Below are 16,022 nucleotides of genomic sequence, written 5' to 3'. Positions count from 1 at the left end.
CGCTTCGCCATTCGCGAAGGCGGCCGTACCGTCGGCGCCGGCGTGGTGGCCAAGGTCATCAAGTAAGATACGGGCGGCGCGCTTCGGTGCGCAGCTCAAACTCCACGGGGCGAGCGGACTCAAAGCCGCTCGCCGTCGTGTTTCAAGTTCAAGCCATGTACGCCAGTAGCTCAATTGGCAGAGCAGCGGTCTCCAAAACCGCAGGTTGGGGGTTCAAGTCCCTCCTGGCGTGCCACTTCCCCGAGGATCGAGACGGGTGACGATGGCAAGGTCGGCCGTAAGGCGCGGCATGCTGCTGACACCTGATCACTAGTGCATGAATACCAAGGCAGAACAGCCCAAGGGCACGAACGCCGCCGACATCGGCAAGCTGGTACTGGCGTTGCTGGTGCTGGTCGCCGGTATCGTCGCCTACTCCTGGCTCGGCCGAGACGGCAATATTTCCTCGTCGGTGCGCCTGTTGGGCGTGCTGGCCGCGCTGGTGCTTGCACTGGCGATTGCCGCGTTCACCGCGCTGGGTCGGCGAGTGCGGAATTTCATCGCCGAGTCGCAGTTCGAAATGCGCAAGGTGGTCTGGCCGACTCGCGACGAGACGATCAAGACGACCGGCATCATTATCCTGGTGGTGATTGTCCTGTCGCTGCTGCTGGGTCTGATCGATCTGATCCTGAAGTCGGTCATTCTCGACTGGCTGCTGAAGTTGGGTGGCTGAGGTGAGCATGAGCAAGCGCTGGTATGTGGTGCACGCCTATTCGGGCTTCGAGAATCAGGTGAAGCGTTCCCTCGAGGAGCGTATCAAGCGCGCCGAGATGGAAGAGAAGTTCGGCGAAGTGCTGGTGCCGACCGAGGAAGTGATCGAGATGCGCGGCGGCCAGAAACGGCGCAGCGAGCGCAAGTTCTTCCCCGGCTACGTGCTGGTGCAGATCGAGACGAATACCGAAGGCAAGGCGCCGCGGATCGACGACGAGTGCTGGCATCTGATCAAGGAAACCCCGAAGGTGATGGGTTTCATCGGCGGCACCGCCGATCGCCCGCTGCCGATCAAGGACAGCGAGGCCGACGCCATCCTCAGTCGCGTGCGTGAAGGTGTCGAGAAGCCGCGGCCCAAGGTGCTGTTCGAGCCGGGCGAGATGGTGCGCGTCACCGAGGGTCCGTTCAACGATTTCAATGGCGTGGTCGAGGAAGTCAACTACGAGAAGAGTCGCCTGCGCGTTGCGGTGCTGATCTTCGGTCGTTCGACCCCGGTCGAGCTGGAATTCGGTCAGGTCGAGAAAGCCTGATCTGGCGGGTAGCGTCATCTTGGCACGGGGCTTGCTGAAAGCCTGACCAATCTCTATACTGCGCGGTTCACGCTGGATCTTTTTGATCCGGCGTGTCCGCGTTTCAGGATTCGCATGAGGCGGATCCGTTCCTTTCATCCATGGACCGGTGCACAGCGAGGAGCCGCAAGGCGCCTGGACTCGCGAGGAAAATCCCAATGGCAAAGAAAGTTGTCGGTTACATCAAGTTGCAGGTCAAGGCCGGTCAGGCCAATCCGTCGCCGCCGGTGGGCCCCGCCCTCGGCCAGCGCGGTCTGAACATCATGGAGTTCTGCAAGGCGTTCAATGCCGCCACGCAGAAGCTGGAGCCGGGTCTGCCGATTCCGTGCATCATCACCGCGTACTCCGACCGCAGCTTCACCTTCATCACCAAGACCCCGCCCGCCACGATTCTTCTGAAGAAGATCACCGGCACCGCCAAGGGTTCGCCGAAGCCGAATACCGACAAGGTCGGCAAGGTCACCCGAAAGCAGCTGGAAGACGTGGCAAAGCAGAAGGAGCCGGATCTGACGGCTGCCGATCTCGACGCCGCGGTGCGCACCATTGCCGGTAGCGCCCGCAGCATGGGCCTTGTGGTGGAGGGTTAAGACATGGCAAAGCTCACGAAGCGTATGAAGTCGGCTACGGCCGCGGTGCAGCCTGGCAAGTTCTATGGCCTGGAAGAAGCCCTGAAGATCGTCAAGGACAACGCCACGGCGAAGTTCGCCGAGTCGGTGGACGTGGCCGTGCGTCTGGGCATCGACGCGAAGAAGTCCGACCAGGGCGTACGTGGTTCCTCGCTGCTGCCGCATGGCACCGGCAAGACCGTCAAGGTTGCCGTGTTCTGCCCGCCGGGCGAGAAGGCCGAGGCCGCCAAAGCCGCCGGTGCTGACGCCGTCGGCATGGACGACCTGGCCGAGCGTATGCAGGCCGGTGATCTCGACTTCGGTCGCGTGATCGCCACGCCGGACGCGATGCGCGTGGTCGGCAAGCTCGGTCAGTTGCTCGGTCCGCGCGGCCTGATGCCGAATCCGAAGGACGGCTCGGTCACCGCCGACGTCGCCACCGCCGTGAAGAACGCCAAGGCCGGCCAGGTGAAGTTCCGCAACGACAAGGCGGGCATCATCCACGCCACCATCGGCAAGGCCAGCTTCGAGGCGTCCCAGCTCGCGGACAACCTCAACACGCTGATCGCCGACCTGCTGAAGGCCAAGCCGTCCACGGCGAAGGGTCAGTTCCTGCAGAAGGTTGCCCTGTCCAGCACGATGGGCGTCGGCGTTGCCGTCGATACCTCGTCGCTGAACACAGCAGCCAAGTAAGAATCAAGTCCTGCATCGGCGGTTTCGTCGATGCAGGCAAGTTTTTGAAGGCAGCCCTGGCCCACAGGCCGGAGCAGCCGTCAAAGACCGCAGGCGCGATCAGCGCGCGATGACGACGGGCAGGACGCTCGCACTGGCATGGAATCGCCGTCGTCGCCAGCGGGACCGCTTAATCGGGTTTCTTGCAAATCCGGCCTGCGCAGATGGTGCTGCCCGATCTGGAATTGTTCGATCTGTTCTGGAAAGGCCAACACCCGGGACACCTTGTGTCCCCGACGTCAAGGATGGCGTCGCCCAGGACCGCACGCGGCAGGAGCCGTAAGCGGAGTTCATTTGGAGGAGTGCAATGGCTCTAAATCTGTCTCAGAAGCATGAAGTAGTCGCCGAACTGGCAGAAGTTGCCGCGAAGGCTCACTCCTTGATTGCTGTCGAGTATGCAGGCACCACGGTCGAGCAGATGACCGCGATGCGCAAGAAGGCCCGTGAAACCAGTGTGTACTTGCGAGTCGTCAAGAACACGCTGGCGTCGCGCGCCGTCGTCGGTACCGAGTTCGAGGTCGTCAAGGACGCCCTGGTCGGTCCGCTGCTGTACGCATTCTCGATGGAAGAACCCGGCGCTGCCGGGCGTCTGATCAAGGAATTCGCCAAGGGCAACGACAAGCTGAAGGCGAAAATCGTCTCGGTGGAAGGCAAGTTGCTGCCGGCTGAGCACGTCGACGTGCTGGCCTCGCTGCCGACCCGCGAACAGGCGCTGGCCATGCTGGCCCGTCTGCTGGCCGAACCGGCCTCGATGTTTGCCCGCGCCGTCAAGGCCGTGGCCGACAAGCAGGGTGGTGGCGAAGTCGCCGCCGAAGCCCCGGCCGAAGTCGAGCCCGCCTAAGTTCGCCGTCTACTTACTAAATCGAATCAACCCCAGAGGTAAATCAAATGTCCCTGTCCAACGAACAAATCGTTGAAGCCGTAGCCGCCAAGTCGCTGATGGAAGTGATGGATCTGGTCAAGGCCATCGAAGAGAAGTTTGGCGTGTCCGCCGCTGCCCCGGTTGCCGCTGCTGGCCCGGCTGCTGCTGCCCCGGTTGCCGAAGCGCAGACCGAGTTCGACGTCATCCTGAAGAACGCCGGCGCCAAGAAGGTCGACGTGATCAAGGCTGTCCGCGCGATCACCGGCCTGGGCCTGAAGGAAGCCAAGGACCTCACCGAGGCCGGCGGCGTCCTGAAGGAAGCCGTGTCGAAGGAAGACGCCGAGAAGTTCAAGAAGGACCTCGAAGCTGCCGGCGCTACGGTCGAACTGAAGTAATTGGCGCCTTGCGCGTCGTCAGTCTGATCTAGCGTCAAGCGAGCCTGGGGGCGTGAGCCCCCGGGCTTTGCCTGCTTTAAGCGGGAATGGGGAATGGGGAATGGAGAATCGGGAATCGTCAGAAAGCACGTGCCTGCCGCTCTGAACGATTCCCGATTCTCGATTCCCAAATCTCCGGATTTGTCGAACACCTGATTTTTCATTCAGCCGGTGTGTGCACCACCGGCGTCACTGCGAACCGAGGCGCTACCGATCATGGCCTACTCGTTTACCGAGAAGAAACGCATCCGCAAGGATTTTGGCAAGCGTCCGCCCGTACTGGGCGTGCCGAACCTGCTGACCATCCAGACTGATTCCTACCGGGAGTTTCTGCAGGAGCATGTCGCGCCCAAACAGCGCGGCGAAAAGGGTTTGCATGCGGCACTGAAATCGGTATTTCCGATCACCAGTTATTCGGGCAATGCCGCACTGGAATATGTCGACTATCGTCTCGGCGAGCCGGCGTTCGACGAGCGCGAATGCCGCAACCGCGGCATGACCTACGGTGCGCCGCTGCGCACCACCGTGCGCCTGGTCATCTATGACAAGGACAGCCCGGCCTCGAAGAAGGTGGTCAAGTACATCAAGGAGCAGGAGGTCTACATGGGCGAAATTCCGCTCATGACCGACACTGGCACCTTCATCATCAACGGCACTGAGCGCGTGATCGTCTCGCAGCTGCATCGTTCGCCGGGCGTGTTCTTCGATCACGACCGCGGCAAGACGCACAGCTCGGGCAAGTTGCTGTTCTCGGCGCGCGTGATTCCTTACCGCGGCTCCTGGCTCGACTTCGAGTTCGACCCGAAGGACGCGCTGTTCACCCGTATCGACCGTCGCCGCAAGCTGCCGGTGACGGTGCTGCTGCGCGCGCTCGGCTACAACAACGAGGAGATGCTGGGCATCTTCTTCGAGCACAACGTGTTCCACCTCGGCAAGAAGGGTGGCACCACGCTAGAGCTGGTCGCCGAGCGTCTGCGCGGCGAGACGCTGAGCTTCGATCTGGCGATCGGCGGCACCGTGCTGGTGGAAGCCGGCAAGCGCATCACCGCGCGCCACGTGCGTCAGCTGGCGGCTGAAAACATCACCGCGCTGGAAGTGCCGGACGACTATCCGATCGGCCGCATCCTGGCCACCGACATCGTCGACAGCAAGACCGGTGAGTTGCTGGCTTCGGCCAACGACGAGATCACCGCCGAGCAGCTGGAGAACTTCCGCAAGGCCGGTATCGAAGTCGTGCCGACGCTGTACGTCAACGACCTCGACCGTGGCGCCTACATCTCGCACACCTTGCGCATCGACAACACCAAGACGCCGCTGGAAGCGCTGGTGGAAATCTATCGCATGATGCGTCCGGGCGAGCCGCCGACCAAGGATGCCGCGCAGAACCTGTTCTTCAATCTGTTCTTCACCTTCGACCGCTACGACCTGTCGGGCGTGGGCCGGATGAAGTTCAACCGCCGCGTGGGTCGCAAGGAAATCCTCGGTCCGGGCGTGCTGTACGACCACAAGTACTTCAGCGAGCGCAAGGAAGAGGAATCGCAGCGGCTGGTCAAGGAGCAGGGCGAAACGTCCGACATCCTCGACGTGCTGAAGGTGCTGATCGACATCAAGAACGGTCATGGCACCGTCGATGACATCGATCACCTCGGCAACCGTCGCGTGCGTTCGGTCGGCGAAATGGCCGAGAACACCTTCCGCATCGGTCTGGTGCGCGTCGAGCGTGCGGTGCGCGAGCGCCTGTCGCTGGCCGAGGCCGATGGCCTGACCCCGCAGGACCTGATCAACGCCAAGCCGGTGGCGGCGGCGGTGAAGGAGTTCTTTGGCTCCTCGCAGCTGTCCCAGTTCATGGATCAGAACAATCCGCTGTCCGAAGTGACGCACAAGCGTCGCGTCTCCGCGCTCGGGCCGGGTGGCCTGACCCGCGAGCGCGCCGGTTTCGAAGTGCGCGACGTGCATCCGACCCATTACGGCCGCGTCTGCACCATCGAAACGCCGGAAGGCCCGAACATCGGCCTGATCAACTCGCTCGCCGTGTATGCGCGCACCAACTCGTATGGCTTCCTCGAGACGCCGTACCGCAAGGTCGCGCACAGCAAGGTGACCGACAAGGTCGATTACCTGTCGGCAATCGAGGAAGGCGATCACGTGATCGCGCAGGCGAACTCGCCGCTGGACAAGCACGGCGGTTTCGTCGAGGACTTCGTGTCCTGCCGTTTCCGTGGTGAGTCCGAGCTGCGTCCGGCTGCCGAAGTCGACTACATGGACGTCTCGCCGATGCAGACCGTGTCGGTCGCTGCGGCGCTGGTGCCGTTCCTCGAGCACGACGATGCGAACCGCGCCCTGATGGGTGCGAACATGCAGCGTCAGGCCGTGCCGACCCTGCGTTCGCAGACTCCGCTGGTGGGTACCGGCATCGAGCGCGCCGTGGCGCGCGACTCTGGCGTCATCGTTTCCGCCAAGCGCGGCGGCGTGATCGACCAGGTCGATGCGGCCCGTATCGTGGTGCGCGTGAACGAGGAAGAGGTCGGCGACAATGATGCCGGCGTCGATATCTACACGCTGACCAAGTACACCCGCTCCAACCAGAACACCAACCTCAACCAGCGTCCGCTGGTGAATGTGGGTGACGTGGTGGCGGTGGGTGACACGCTGGCCGACGGTTCGTCGACCGATCTGGGCGAGCTCGCGCTCGGCCAGAACATGCTGATCGCCTTCATGCCGTGGAACGGCTACAACTTCGAAGACTCGATCCTGCTGTCCGAGCGCGTCGTGCAGGAAGACCGCTACACCTCGATCCACATCGAGGAGCTGTCCTGCATCGCGCGTGACACCAAGCTGGGTGCCGAGGAAATCACCGCCGACATCCCGAACGTGGGCGAGCAGGCGCTCGCACGTCTGGACGAGTCGGGCATTGTCTACATCGGTGCGGAAGTGAAGGCCGGCGACATCATGGTCGGCAAGGTCACGCCGAAGGGCGAGAGCCAGCTCACGCCGGAAGAGAAGCTGCTGCGCGCGATCTTCGGCGAGAAGGCGTCCGACGTGAAGGACAGCTCGCTGCGTGTGCCGCCGGGTATGGACGGCACCGTCATCGACGTGCAGGTGTTCACTCGCGACGGCATCGAGAAGGACAAGCGCGCCAAGCAGATCGAGGAAACCGAGGTCAAGCGGATCCGCAAGGATCTGGACGACCAGTTCCGCATCCTCGAAGGCGCGATCTACAGCCGCATGCGCACCCAGCTCGTCGGCAAGTCCGCGATGAGTGGTCCGGGTGGCCTGAAGCGTGGCACCGAAATCACCGACGCTTACCTGGACGGCCTGAAGAAGGACGACTGGTTCAAGATCAACGTCAAGGATGAGGAAGTCACCGAGTTCCTCGAGCGCGCGGCCGATCAGGTCAAGCGCCACAAGGAGGAATTCGACAAGCGCTTCAAGGAGAAGCAGGGGAAGATCACCCAGGGCGACGATCTGGCACCGGGCGTGCTGAAGATGGTCAAGGTGTTCCTGGCCGTGAAGCGTCGCATCCAGCCGGGCGACAAGATGGCTGGTCGTCACGGCAACAAGGGTGTCGTGTCCAACGTGGTGCCGGTTGAAGACATGCCGTACTCCGCTGACGGCGTGCCGGTCGACATCGTGCTGAACCCGCTGGGCGTGCCTTCGCGTATGAACATCGGTCAGATTCTGGAAGTCCACCTGGGCTGGGCCGCCAAGGGCTTGGGCAAGAAGATCCAGAAGATGCTCGAGGCGCAGGAGAAGGTCGCCAAGATCCGCGAGTTCCTCGACCAGATCTACAACACCCATGTGGCCGGTGCCGTGCAGCACGTCGATCTCAAGTCGCTTACCGACAAGGAGATCTTCACGCTCGCCACCAACCTGCAGGAAGGCGTGCCGATGGCGACACCGGTATTCGACGGTGCGGAAGAGACCGAGATCAAGGCGATGCTGAAGCTGGCTGATCTGCCGGAATCCGGTCAGACCATGCTGTTCGACGGTCGCACCGGCGAGTCGTTCGATCGCCCGGTCACTGTCGGCTACATGCATTACCTCAAGCTCAACCATCTGGTCGACGACAAGATGCACGCGCGTTCCACCGGTCCGTATTCGCTGGTCACCCAGCAGCCGTTGGGCGGCAAGGCGCAGTTCGGTGGTCAGCGCTTCGGCGAGATGGAAGTGTGGGCACTGGAAGCCTACGGCGCGGCTTACACCCTGCAGGAAATGCTGACGGTGAAGTCCGACGACGTGCAGGGCCGCAACCAGATGTACAAGAACATTGTCGACGGTAACCACGAGATGACCGCAGGCATGCCGGAATCCTTCAACGTGTTGGTGAAGGAAATCCGCTCGCTTGCCATCGACATCGATCTGGAAGAGATCAAGTGATCCGCGCAGTCACCGGAGATTTCGAATGAAAGACTTGCTCAATCTGTTCAATCAGCAGCGCGCGACGCCGGATTTCGACGCGATCAAGATCGCGTTGGCCTCGCCGGAGCTGATCCGTTCATGGTCGTACGGCGAAGTGAAGAAGCCGGAAACCATCAACTACCGTACCTTCAAGCCGGAGCGTGACGGCCTGTTCTGCGCCGCTATCTTCGGACCGGTGAAGGACTACGAGTGCCTGTGCGGCAAGTACAAGCGCATGAAGCATCGTGGCGTGGTCTGCGAGAAGTGCGGCACGGAAGTGACGCTGGCCAAGGTGCGTCGTGAGCGTATGGGCCACATCGAGTTGGCCAGCCCGACCGCGCACATCTGGTTCCTCAAGTCGCTGCCGTCGCGCATCGGCCTGATGCTGGACATGACGCTGCGTGACATCGAGCGCATCCTGTACTTCGAAGCCTTCGTGGTGATCGATCCGGGCATGACCGCGCTCGAGCGCGGCCAGCTGCTCAGCGAAGACCAGTACCTGGAAGCGACCGAAGAGCATGGCGACGAGTTCGATGCCCGCATGGGTGCCGAGGCCGTCTTCCACCTGCTGAAGTCGCTCGACCTGCCGGGCGAAGTCATTCGCCTGAAGGAAGAGATCACCTCCACCAACTCCGAGACCAAGCTGAAGCGCCTGACCAAGCGCGTGAAGCTGATCGAGGCGTTCCTGGAATCCGGCAACAAGCCGGAGTGGATGGTGCTGACCGTTCTGCCCGTGCTGCCGCCGGACCTGCGCCCGTTGGTGCCGCTGGACGGTGGCCGTTTCGCCACCTCCGATCTGAACGATCTGTACCGTCGCGTGATCAACCGCAACAACCGTCTGAAGCGTCTGCTCGAGCTCAATGCGCCCGACATCATCGTGCGCAACGAGAAGCGCATGCTGCAGGAATCGGTCGATGCGCTGCTCGACAACGGTCGTCGCGGTCGTGCCATCACCGGCACGAACAAGCGCGCGCTGAAGTCGTTGGCCGACATGATCAAGGGCAAGCAGGGCCGCTTCCGCCAGAACCTGCTCGGCAAGCGCGTGGACTACTCCGGTCGTTCGGTGATCGTGGTTGGTCCGACCCTGCGTCTGCACCAGTGTGGCCTGCCGAAGAAGATGGCGCTTGAGCTGTTCAAGCCGTTCATCTTCGCCAAGCTGCAGGCACGTGGCGAAGCCACCACCATCAAGGCGGCGAAGAAGCTGGTCGAGCGCGAAGAGGCCCAGGTGTGGGACATCCTCGAAGAGGTGATCCGCGAACATCCGGTGCTGCTGAACCGTGCGCCGACCCTGCATCGTCTGGGCATCCAGGCGTTCGAGCCGAAGCTGATCGAAGGCAAGGCGATCCAGCTGCATCCGCTCGTCTGTACGGCATTCAACGCCGACTTCGACGGCGATCAGATGGCCGTCCATGTGCCGCTGTCGATCGAGGCGCAGCTGGAAGCGCGCACGCTGATGATGTCGTCCAACAACATCCTCAGCCCGGCCAACGGCGAGCCGATCATCGTGCCGACCCAGGACGTCGTGCTGGGTCTGTACTACATGACCCGCGAGCTGATCAACGTCAAGGGTACCGGCATGGTGTTCTCGGGTATTTCCGAGGCGCGTCGTGCATACGACAACCGTGCGGTCGAGCTGCACGCCAAGGTCAAGGTGCGCCTGAAGCTGGTGAATATCGCCGAAGATGGCACCCGCACGCACGAGACCAAGATCGTCGAGACTACCGTTGGCCGCGCACTGCTGGCCGAGATCCTGCCGGAAGGCCTGCCGTTCGAGCTGGCCAATACCGAGCTGACCAAGAAGAACATCTCGCGCCTGATCAACTCTAGCTACCGTTTGCTGGGTCTGAAAGAGACCGTGGTGTTCGCCGACAAGCTGATGTACACCGGCTACCGCTTCGCCACGCGTGCCGGTATCTCGATCGGCATCGATGACATGCTGATTCCGGCCGAGAAGAAGCCGATCCTGGAAGAGGCCGAGAAGGAAGTCGTCGAGATCCAGCAGCAGTACCAGTCGGGTCTGGTCACCGCCGGCGAGCGCTACAACAAGGTGGTCGACATCTGGTCGCGTACCAGCGAACTGGTGGCGAAAGCCATGATCGACGGCATCGGCACCGAGAAGGTGATGGATGCCGACGGCAAGATGGTCAACCAGAAGTCGATGAACTCGCTGTACATCATGGCCGACTCCGGCGCCCGTGGTTCGGTGGCGCAGATCCGTCAGCTGGCCGGCATGCGTGGCCTGATGGCGCGTCCGGATGGCTCGATCATCGAGACCCCGATCAAGGCCAACTTCCGCGAAGGCCTGAATGTGCTGCAGTACTTCAACTCGACCCACGGTGCTCGTAAGGGCCTGGCGGATACGGCGTTGAAGACGGCGAACTCCGGTTACCTGACCCGTCGACTGGTCGACGTGGCACAGGACGTGGTCATCACGATGGACGACTGCGGCACCGAAGACGGCGTGATCATGCAGCCGATCGTCGAAGGCGGCGATGTGGTCGAGCCGTTGCGTGAGCGCGTTCTCGGTCGTGTGGTGGTCGAGGACGTCTACGCCCCCGGCGACGACGATCAGGCCATCGTCACGCGCGACACCCTGCTCAACGAGGCGCTGGTCGAGAAGCTCGACAAGGCCGGCGTGCAGATCATCAAGGTGCGTTCGCCGATCACCTGCGCAGCCCCTCATGGCGTGTGCAAGCTGTGCTACGGCCGCGATCTGGCCCGTGGCCATCTGGTCAACATGGGCGAGGCCGTGGGTGTGGTCGCCGCGCAGTCGATCGGTGAGCCTGGTACCCAGCTGACCATGCGTACGTTCCACATCGGTGGTGCCGCGTCGCGTGCTGCTGCGGTGGACAACGTGACGGTGAAGACCACCGGTTCGCTGAAGTACAACAACCTCAAGTCCGTGCAGCACAAGCAGGGCCATATGGTCGCTGTGTCGCGCTCCGGCGAGCTCAGCGTGATCGATGCCAGCGGCCGTGAGCGCGAGCGTTACAAGGTGCCGTACGGTGCCATCATCGCAGTCAAGGATGGTGCATCGGTCAAGCCTGGTCAGACCGTGGCGAACTGGGATCCGCATACCCATCCGATCGTCACCGAAGTGGCCGGCGTGGTGCGTTTCATCGACTTCCTCGACGGCGTCACCGTGCAGAGCCAGACCGATGAACTGACCGGTCTGGAGTCGGCGGTGGTCACCGATCCGAAGCGTCGTGGTGCGCAGGCGAAGGACCTGCGTCCGATCGTGCGCCTGGAAGATGCCAAGGGCCGCGAGCTCAAGCTGCCGGGCACCGACATCGCCGCGCAGTACTTCCTGCCGGCTGGTGCGATCGTGTCGATCCAGAACGGTGCCGAAGTGGGCGTGGGCGACGTGGTGGCACGTATTCCGCAGGAAACCTCGAAGACCCGCGACATCACCGGTGGTCTGCCGCGCGTGGCCGACCTGTTCGAGGCACGCAAGCCGAAGGAGCCGGCGATCCTGGCCGAGCGCTCCGGCATCATCAGCTTCGGCAAGGACACCAAGGGCAAGCAGCGTCTGATCATCAAGGACGTCGATGGCAACGAGCACGAGGAGCTGATTCCGAAGTGGCGTCAGGTCATCGTGTTCGAAGGCGAGCATGTGGAGAAGGGCGAAACCGTCGTCGACGGCGAGCCGAGCCCGCATGACATCCTGCGCCTGCTGGGCGTGGAGCCGCTGGCCTCGTACCTGGTCAAGGAAATCCAGGACGTGTATCGCCTGCAGGGCGTGAAGATCAACGACAAGCACATCGAAGCGATCATTCGCCAGATGCTGCGCAAGGTCGAGATCGTCGAGCCGGGTGACAGCCATTACCTGCGCGGCGAGCAGATCGAGCGCGTGCGTATCAATGGCGAAAACGACCGTGCGACCGCCAAGGGCGAGCGTCCGGCCGAGTATCAGTCGATCCTGCTGGGCATCACCAAAGCGTCGCTGGCGACCGAGTCGTTCATCTCGGCGGCCTCGTTCCAGGAAACCACCCGCGTTCTTACCGAAGCGGCGGTTCGTGGCACACGCGATACCTTGCGCGGCCTGAAGGAAAATGTTATTGTCGGCCGTCTTATTCCGGCAGGTACAGGTCTGGCGTACCACGCAGCGCGTCGTCGCCAGGGCGGTTTGTCCGCTTCGGATCTGGAGACTCTCTCCGGTTCCACGCCTGCAGCCTCGTTTGCCGAGGCTCCAGTCGGTAGTGATAACGGTGTCGAGTAAGCCCGTTCAGGGTTTCACTCGCTGACATACGAAATGAGGTGCATGGATGCACCTCGTGTTCGGGTCCAGGACGACAGAGCGCTAGCTTGCCTATGGCAGGCTGCTCATGTTAAATTCCCGCTTCTTGGCAGACCGAGCTTATTCGGGCTGCCTTTATGTTTTCAGGAACAGCTTCGCATGACGACAGTCAACCAATTGGTGCGCAAATCCCGCAGCCCCAAGACCTACAAGAGTGGGTCGCCGGCACTGCAGAGCAGCCCGCAGCGTCGTGGTGTCTGCACGCGCGTTTACACGACCACCCCGAAAAAGCCGAACTCGGCGTTGCGCAAGGTTGCCAAAGTGCGCCTGACCAACGGCTTCGAGATCATCAGGGTGGTGCTGATCCGCGGCGGTCGCGTCAAGGATCTGCCCGGTGTGCGTTATCACACAGTGCGCGGCAGCCTCGATTGCGCTGGTGTCACCAAGCGTCGTCAATCGCGCTCGAAGTACGGCGCCAAGCGCCCGAAGAAGTAAAGGACTCGAAACATGTCGCGTAAAGGTTCACATCCCGCCCGTCTGATTCTGCCGGATCCCAAGCATGGCAGTCAGCTGATTGCCCGCTTCATCAACATGGTGATGAAGAGCGGCAAGAAGTCCGTGGCCGAGAGCATCGTTTACGGTGCGTTGCAGCATATCGGCGAAAAGAATGCCGAACCGGTGGCTCTGGTCGAGAAGGCGCTCAACAACATCGCTCCGGCGGTCGAAGTGAAGTCGCGTCGTGTCGGCGGCGCCACCTATCAGGTGCCGGTCGAAGTGCGTCCGGGTCGCCGTATGGCGCTGGCGATGCGCTGGGTCATCGATGCTGCGCGCAAGCGTGGCGAGACTTCGATGCCGCGCAAGCTGGCCGCTGAGCTGCTCGAGGCTTCGGAAAGCCGCGGCGGCGCCGCCAAGAAGCGCGAAGAAACGCATCGCATGGCAGAGGCCAACAAGGCCTTCTCGCACTATCGCTGGTAAGTATCTGGTTTTGCCGTCCTCTGACGGCAAAACAGGCCAGCGGTACTTAATGCCGTCATGCATGACGGCAAATGAAGAACCCGGCATTCGTGCCGGTTCTTGATTTAAGCCGTCTTCCCTTGGGCGGTAAAGAACAAGCCGGTATCCATGCCGGACTTTTCATTAATAACACGGCCCGGACGGCTGTTTTGAATCGGGGCAGGAACGCCCGACACAGGTAAATATCCATGGCACGCACCACTCCGATCGACCGCTACCGCAACTTCGGCATCATGGCTCACATCGATGCCGGCAAGACCACGACCACGGAGCGCATCCTGTTCTACACCGGTGTCAGTCACAAGATTGGCGAAGTGCATGACGGTGCGGCCACGATGGACTGGATGGAGCAGGAGCAGGAGCGCGGCATCACCATCACGTCGGCGGCAACGACGGCGTTCTGGAAAGGCATGGACGGTTCGCTGGAACAGCACCGTTTCAACATCATCGATACCCCGGGACACGTCGATTTCACCATCGAAGTCGAGCGCTCGCTGCGCGTGCTGGATGGCGCGGTGTTTGTGCTGTGCGCGGTCGGTGGTGTGCAGCCGCAGTCCGAGACGGTGTGGCGTCAGGCCAACAAGTACAAGGTGCCGCGTCTTGCGTTCGTCAATAAGATGGACCGCACCGGTGCCAACTTCGACAAGGTCGTCGGCCAGCTGAAGGCACGCCTCGGCGCGCATCCGGTGCCGATGCAGGTGCCGATCGGTGCCGAAGACGGTTTCGAGGGCGTGGTCGACCTGCTCAAGATGAAGGCGATCATCTGGGATATGGAATCCCAGGGCATGAAGTTCGAATACCGCGATATTCCGGCAAATCTGGTCGATCAGGCCGCCGAAGCGCATGCCTTCATGGTCGAGTCCGCAGCCGAAGCGACCGAAGACTTGATGAACAAGTATCTCGAAGGGGGCGACCTTACCGAGGCCGAGATCATCGGCGGTCTTCGTCAGCGCACGCTCGCCAACGAAATCATTCCGGTCTACTGCGGTACGGCGTTCAAGAACAAGGGCGTCCAGGCGATGCTCGACGCGGTGGTGCAGTTGCTGCCGTCGCCGTCCGATCGTCCGCCGGTCGCCGGTATCGACGAAGACGACAAGGAAGCCACGCGCAAGGCTGACGACGCCGCACCGTTCTCCGCGCTCGCGTTCAAGATCATGACCGATCCGTTCGTCGGTTCGCTGACGTTCTTCCGTGTCTACTCGGGCACGCTGAACTCCGGCGACGCCGTGTACAACCCGGTCAAGAGCAAGAAAGAGCGCATCGGCCGCATTCTGCAGATGCACGCGAACGAGCGTCAGGAACTGAAGGAAGTCCGTGCCGGCGATATCGCCGCGGCGGTTGGCCTGAAGGACGTGACGACCGGCGACACGCTGTGCGCACAAGATCACATCATCACTCTGGAGCGCATGACGTTCCCGGAGCCGGTGATCTCGATGGCGGTCGAGCCGAAGACCAAGTCGGACCAGGAAAAGATGGGTGTCGCCCTCGGCCGTCTGGCTGCGGAAGATCCGTCGTTCCGTGTACGCACGGACGAAGAGTCGGGTCAGACCATCATTTCGGGCATGGGCGAGCTTCACCTGGACATCCTGGTGGATCGCATGCGCCGTGAGTTCAACGTCGAGGCCAATGTCGGCAAGCCGCAGGTGGCTTACCGCGAGACGATCCGTTCGTCGGACGTCAAGTCGGATTACAAGCACGCCAAGCAGTCCGGCGGTAAGGGTCAGTACGGTCACGTCGTGATCGAGCTGTCCCCGATGACCGAGGCCGATCGTGCCGACCCGAACGTGAAGAATGATTTCCTCTTCATCAACGACATCACCGGTGGCGTGATTCCGAAGGAATTCATCCCGTCGGTCGAAAAGGGTCTGCGCGAAACCATCACCAGCGGCCCGCTGGCCGGCTTCCCGGTCGTGGGCGTGAAGGTGAAGCTCGTGTTCGGTTCCTACCACGACGTCGACTCGTCTGAAATGGCGTTCAAGCTCGCTGCATCGATGGCGTTCAAGCAGGGCTTCGCGAAGGCGTCGCCGGTGCTGCTCGAGCCGATCATGAAGATCGAAGTGGTGACGCCGGAAGAGTACGTCGGTGACGTCATGGGCGACATGAGCCGCCGTCGTGGCCTGCTCCAGGGCCAGGACGACACGCCGTCGGGCAAGACCATCGACGCGATGGTTCCGCTGGGTGAAATGTTCGGCTATGCGACGACCATTCGTTCGCTGACCCAGGGTCGTGCCACCTTCACGATGGAATTCGACCATTACGCCGAAGCGCCGAACAACATCGCCGAGCAGGTCATGAAGAAGGCCTGATAAGGCTTTCTTTCTCCAAATAACATAGTTCTTTCAGAGGTTTCGAGTCATGGCAAAGGGTAAATTCGAACGCACCAAGCCGCACGTCAACGTCGGCACGATTGGTCACGTGGAT

The 16,022-nt window shown here is 61.9% G+C and carries 12 protein-coding genes and 1 tRNA gene; all 13 read left to right on the top strand.

Features of this window, described 5'->3' with window-relative positions; translation table 11 throughout:
* Positions 1-66 (top strand): EF-Tu C-terminal domain-related protein (locus IE071_RS16035; RefSeq protein WP_484593328.1); only part of this gene is annotated, 66 nt, incomplete at its 5' end.
* Positions 67-159: 93 nt separating this feature from the next.
* Positions 160-235 (top strand) — tRNA-Trp (locus IE071_RS15730).
* Positions 236-316: 81 nt separating this feature from the next.
* The gene (gene secE, locus IE071_RS15725) at positions 317-712 is read left to right on the top strand and encodes a preprotein translocase subunit SecE (protein WP_189442546.1); all 396 of its coding nucleotides are present in this window, start codon (positions 317-319) and stop codon (positions 710-712) included.
* 7 nt (positions 713-719) lie between these two features.
* Positions 720-1,280, top strand: coding sequence for a transcription termination/antitermination protein NusG (gene nusG, locus IE071_RS15720; RefSeq protein WP_140656412.1), 561 nt, complete (start codon positions 720-722; stop codon positions 1,278-1,280).
* 197 nt (positions 1,281-1,477) lie between these two features.
* Positions 1,478-1,906: a 50S ribosomal protein L11 gene (gene rplK, locus IE071_RS15715; RefSeq protein WP_077516972.1), complete on the top strand. Its 429-nt coding sequence runs from the start codon at positions 1,478-1,480 to the stop codon at positions 1,904-1,906.
* A 3-nt stretch (positions 1,907-1,909) separates the two neighbouring features.
* Entirely contained in the window at positions 1,910-2,617 is a 708-nt protein-coding gene (gene rplA, locus IE071_RS15710; protein WP_189442545.1) for a 50S ribosomal protein L1, read from the top strand.
* 346 nt (positions 2,618-2,963) lie between these two features.
* The gene (rplJ, locus tag IE071_RS15705; RefSeq protein WP_189442544.1) at positions 2,964-3,497 is read left to right on the top strand and encodes a 50S ribosomal protein L10; all 534 of its coding nucleotides are present in this window, start codon (positions 2,964-2,966) and stop codon (positions 3,495-3,497) included.
* Positions 3,498-3,544: 47 nt separating this feature from the next.
* Positions 3,545-3,913 (top strand): 50S ribosomal protein L7/L12, encoded by a 369-nt coding sequence (gene rplL / locus IE071_RS15700; protein ID WP_072757775.1) that lies wholly within the window; start codon positions 3,545-3,547, stop codon positions 3,911-3,913.
* A 252-nt stretch (positions 3,914-4,165) separates the two neighbouring features.
* On the top strand, positions 4,166-8,329 hold the full coding sequence (gene rpoB, locus IE071_RS15695; RefSeq protein ID WP_484593334.1) for a DNA-directed RNA polymerase subunit beta: 4,164 nt from the start codon (positions 4,166-4,168) through the stop codon (positions 8,327-8,329).
* A 25-nt stretch (positions 8,330-8,354) separates the two neighbouring features.
* A complete protein-coding gene (gene rpoC, locus IE071_RS15690) occupies positions 8,355-12,569 on the top strand; it encodes a DNA-directed RNA polymerase subunit beta' (RefSeq protein WP_189442542.1) in 4,215 nt (1,404 codons plus the stop codon).
* A gap of 177 nt (positions 12,570-12,746) precedes the next feature.
* The gene (gene rpsL / locus IE071_RS15685) at positions 12,747-13,082 is read left to right on the top strand and encodes a 30S ribosomal protein S12 (RefSeq protein WP_189442541.1); all 336 of its coding nucleotides are present in this window, start codon (positions 12,747-12,749) and stop codon (positions 13,080-13,082) included.
* A gap of 12 nt (positions 13,083-13,094) precedes the next feature.
* Positions 13,095-13,562, top strand: a complete 468-nt coding sequence (gene rpsG, locus IE071_RS15680; protein ID WP_072757771.1) for a 30S ribosomal protein S7 — start codon at positions 13,095-13,097, stop codon at positions 13,560-13,562.
* A gap of 227 nt (positions 13,563-13,789) precedes the next feature.
* Entirely contained in the window at positions 13,790-15,907 is a 2,118-nt protein-coding gene (gene fusA, locus IE071_RS15675) for an elongation factor G (RefSeq protein WP_189442540.1), read from the top strand.
* The last annotated feature ends 115 nt before the right edge of the window (positions 15,908-16,022 follow it).

Source organism: Rhodanobacter panaciterrae (genome assembly GCF_014651895.1).
Taxonomy (GTDB): Bacteria; Pseudomonadota; Gammaproteobacteria; order Xanthomonadales; family Rhodanobacteraceae; genus Rhodanobacter; species Rhodanobacter panaciterrae.
This window is presented reverse-complemented; position numbering and strand designations above follow the sequence as displayed.

Excerpts from the sequence above, each read along its gene's own strand:
- secE (WP_189442546.1), top strand. The coding sequence starts at position 317 with ATGAATACCAAGGCAGAACAGCCCAAGGGCACGAACGCCGCCGACATC.
- nusG (WP_140656412.1), top strand. The coding sequence starts at position 720 with ATGAGCAAGCGCTGGTATGTGGTGCACGCCTATTCGGGCTTCGAGAAT.
- rplK (WP_077516972.1), top strand. The coding sequence starts at position 1,478 with ATGGCAAAGAAAGTTGTCGGTTACATCAAGTTGCAGGTCAAGGCCGGT.
- rplA (WP_189442545.1), top strand. The coding sequence starts at position 1,910 with ATGGCAAAGCTCACGAAGCGTATGAAGTCGGCTACGGCCGCGGTGCAG.
- rplJ (WP_189442544.1), top strand. The coding sequence starts at position 2,964 with ATGGCTCTAAATCTGTCTCAGAAGCATGAAGTAGTCGCCGAACTGGCA.
- rplL (WP_072757775.1), top strand. The coding sequence starts at position 3,545 with ATGTCCCTGTCCAACGAACAAATCGTTGAAGCCGTAGCCGCCAAGTCG.
- rpoC (WP_189442542.1), top strand. The coding sequence starts at position 8,355 with ATGAAAGACTTGCTCAATCTGTTCAATCAGCAGCGCGCGACGCCGGAT.
- rpsL (WP_189442541.1), top strand. The coding sequence starts at position 12,747 with ATGACGACAGTCAACCAATTGGTGCGCAAATCCCGCAGCCCCAAGACC.
- rpsG (WP_072757771.1), top strand. The coding sequence starts at position 13,095 with ATGTCGCGTAAAGGTTCACATCCCGCCCGTCTGATTCTGCCGGATCCC.
- fusA (WP_189442540.1), top strand. The coding sequence starts at position 13,790 with ATGGCACGCACCACTCCGATCGACCGCTACCGCAACTTCGGCATCATG.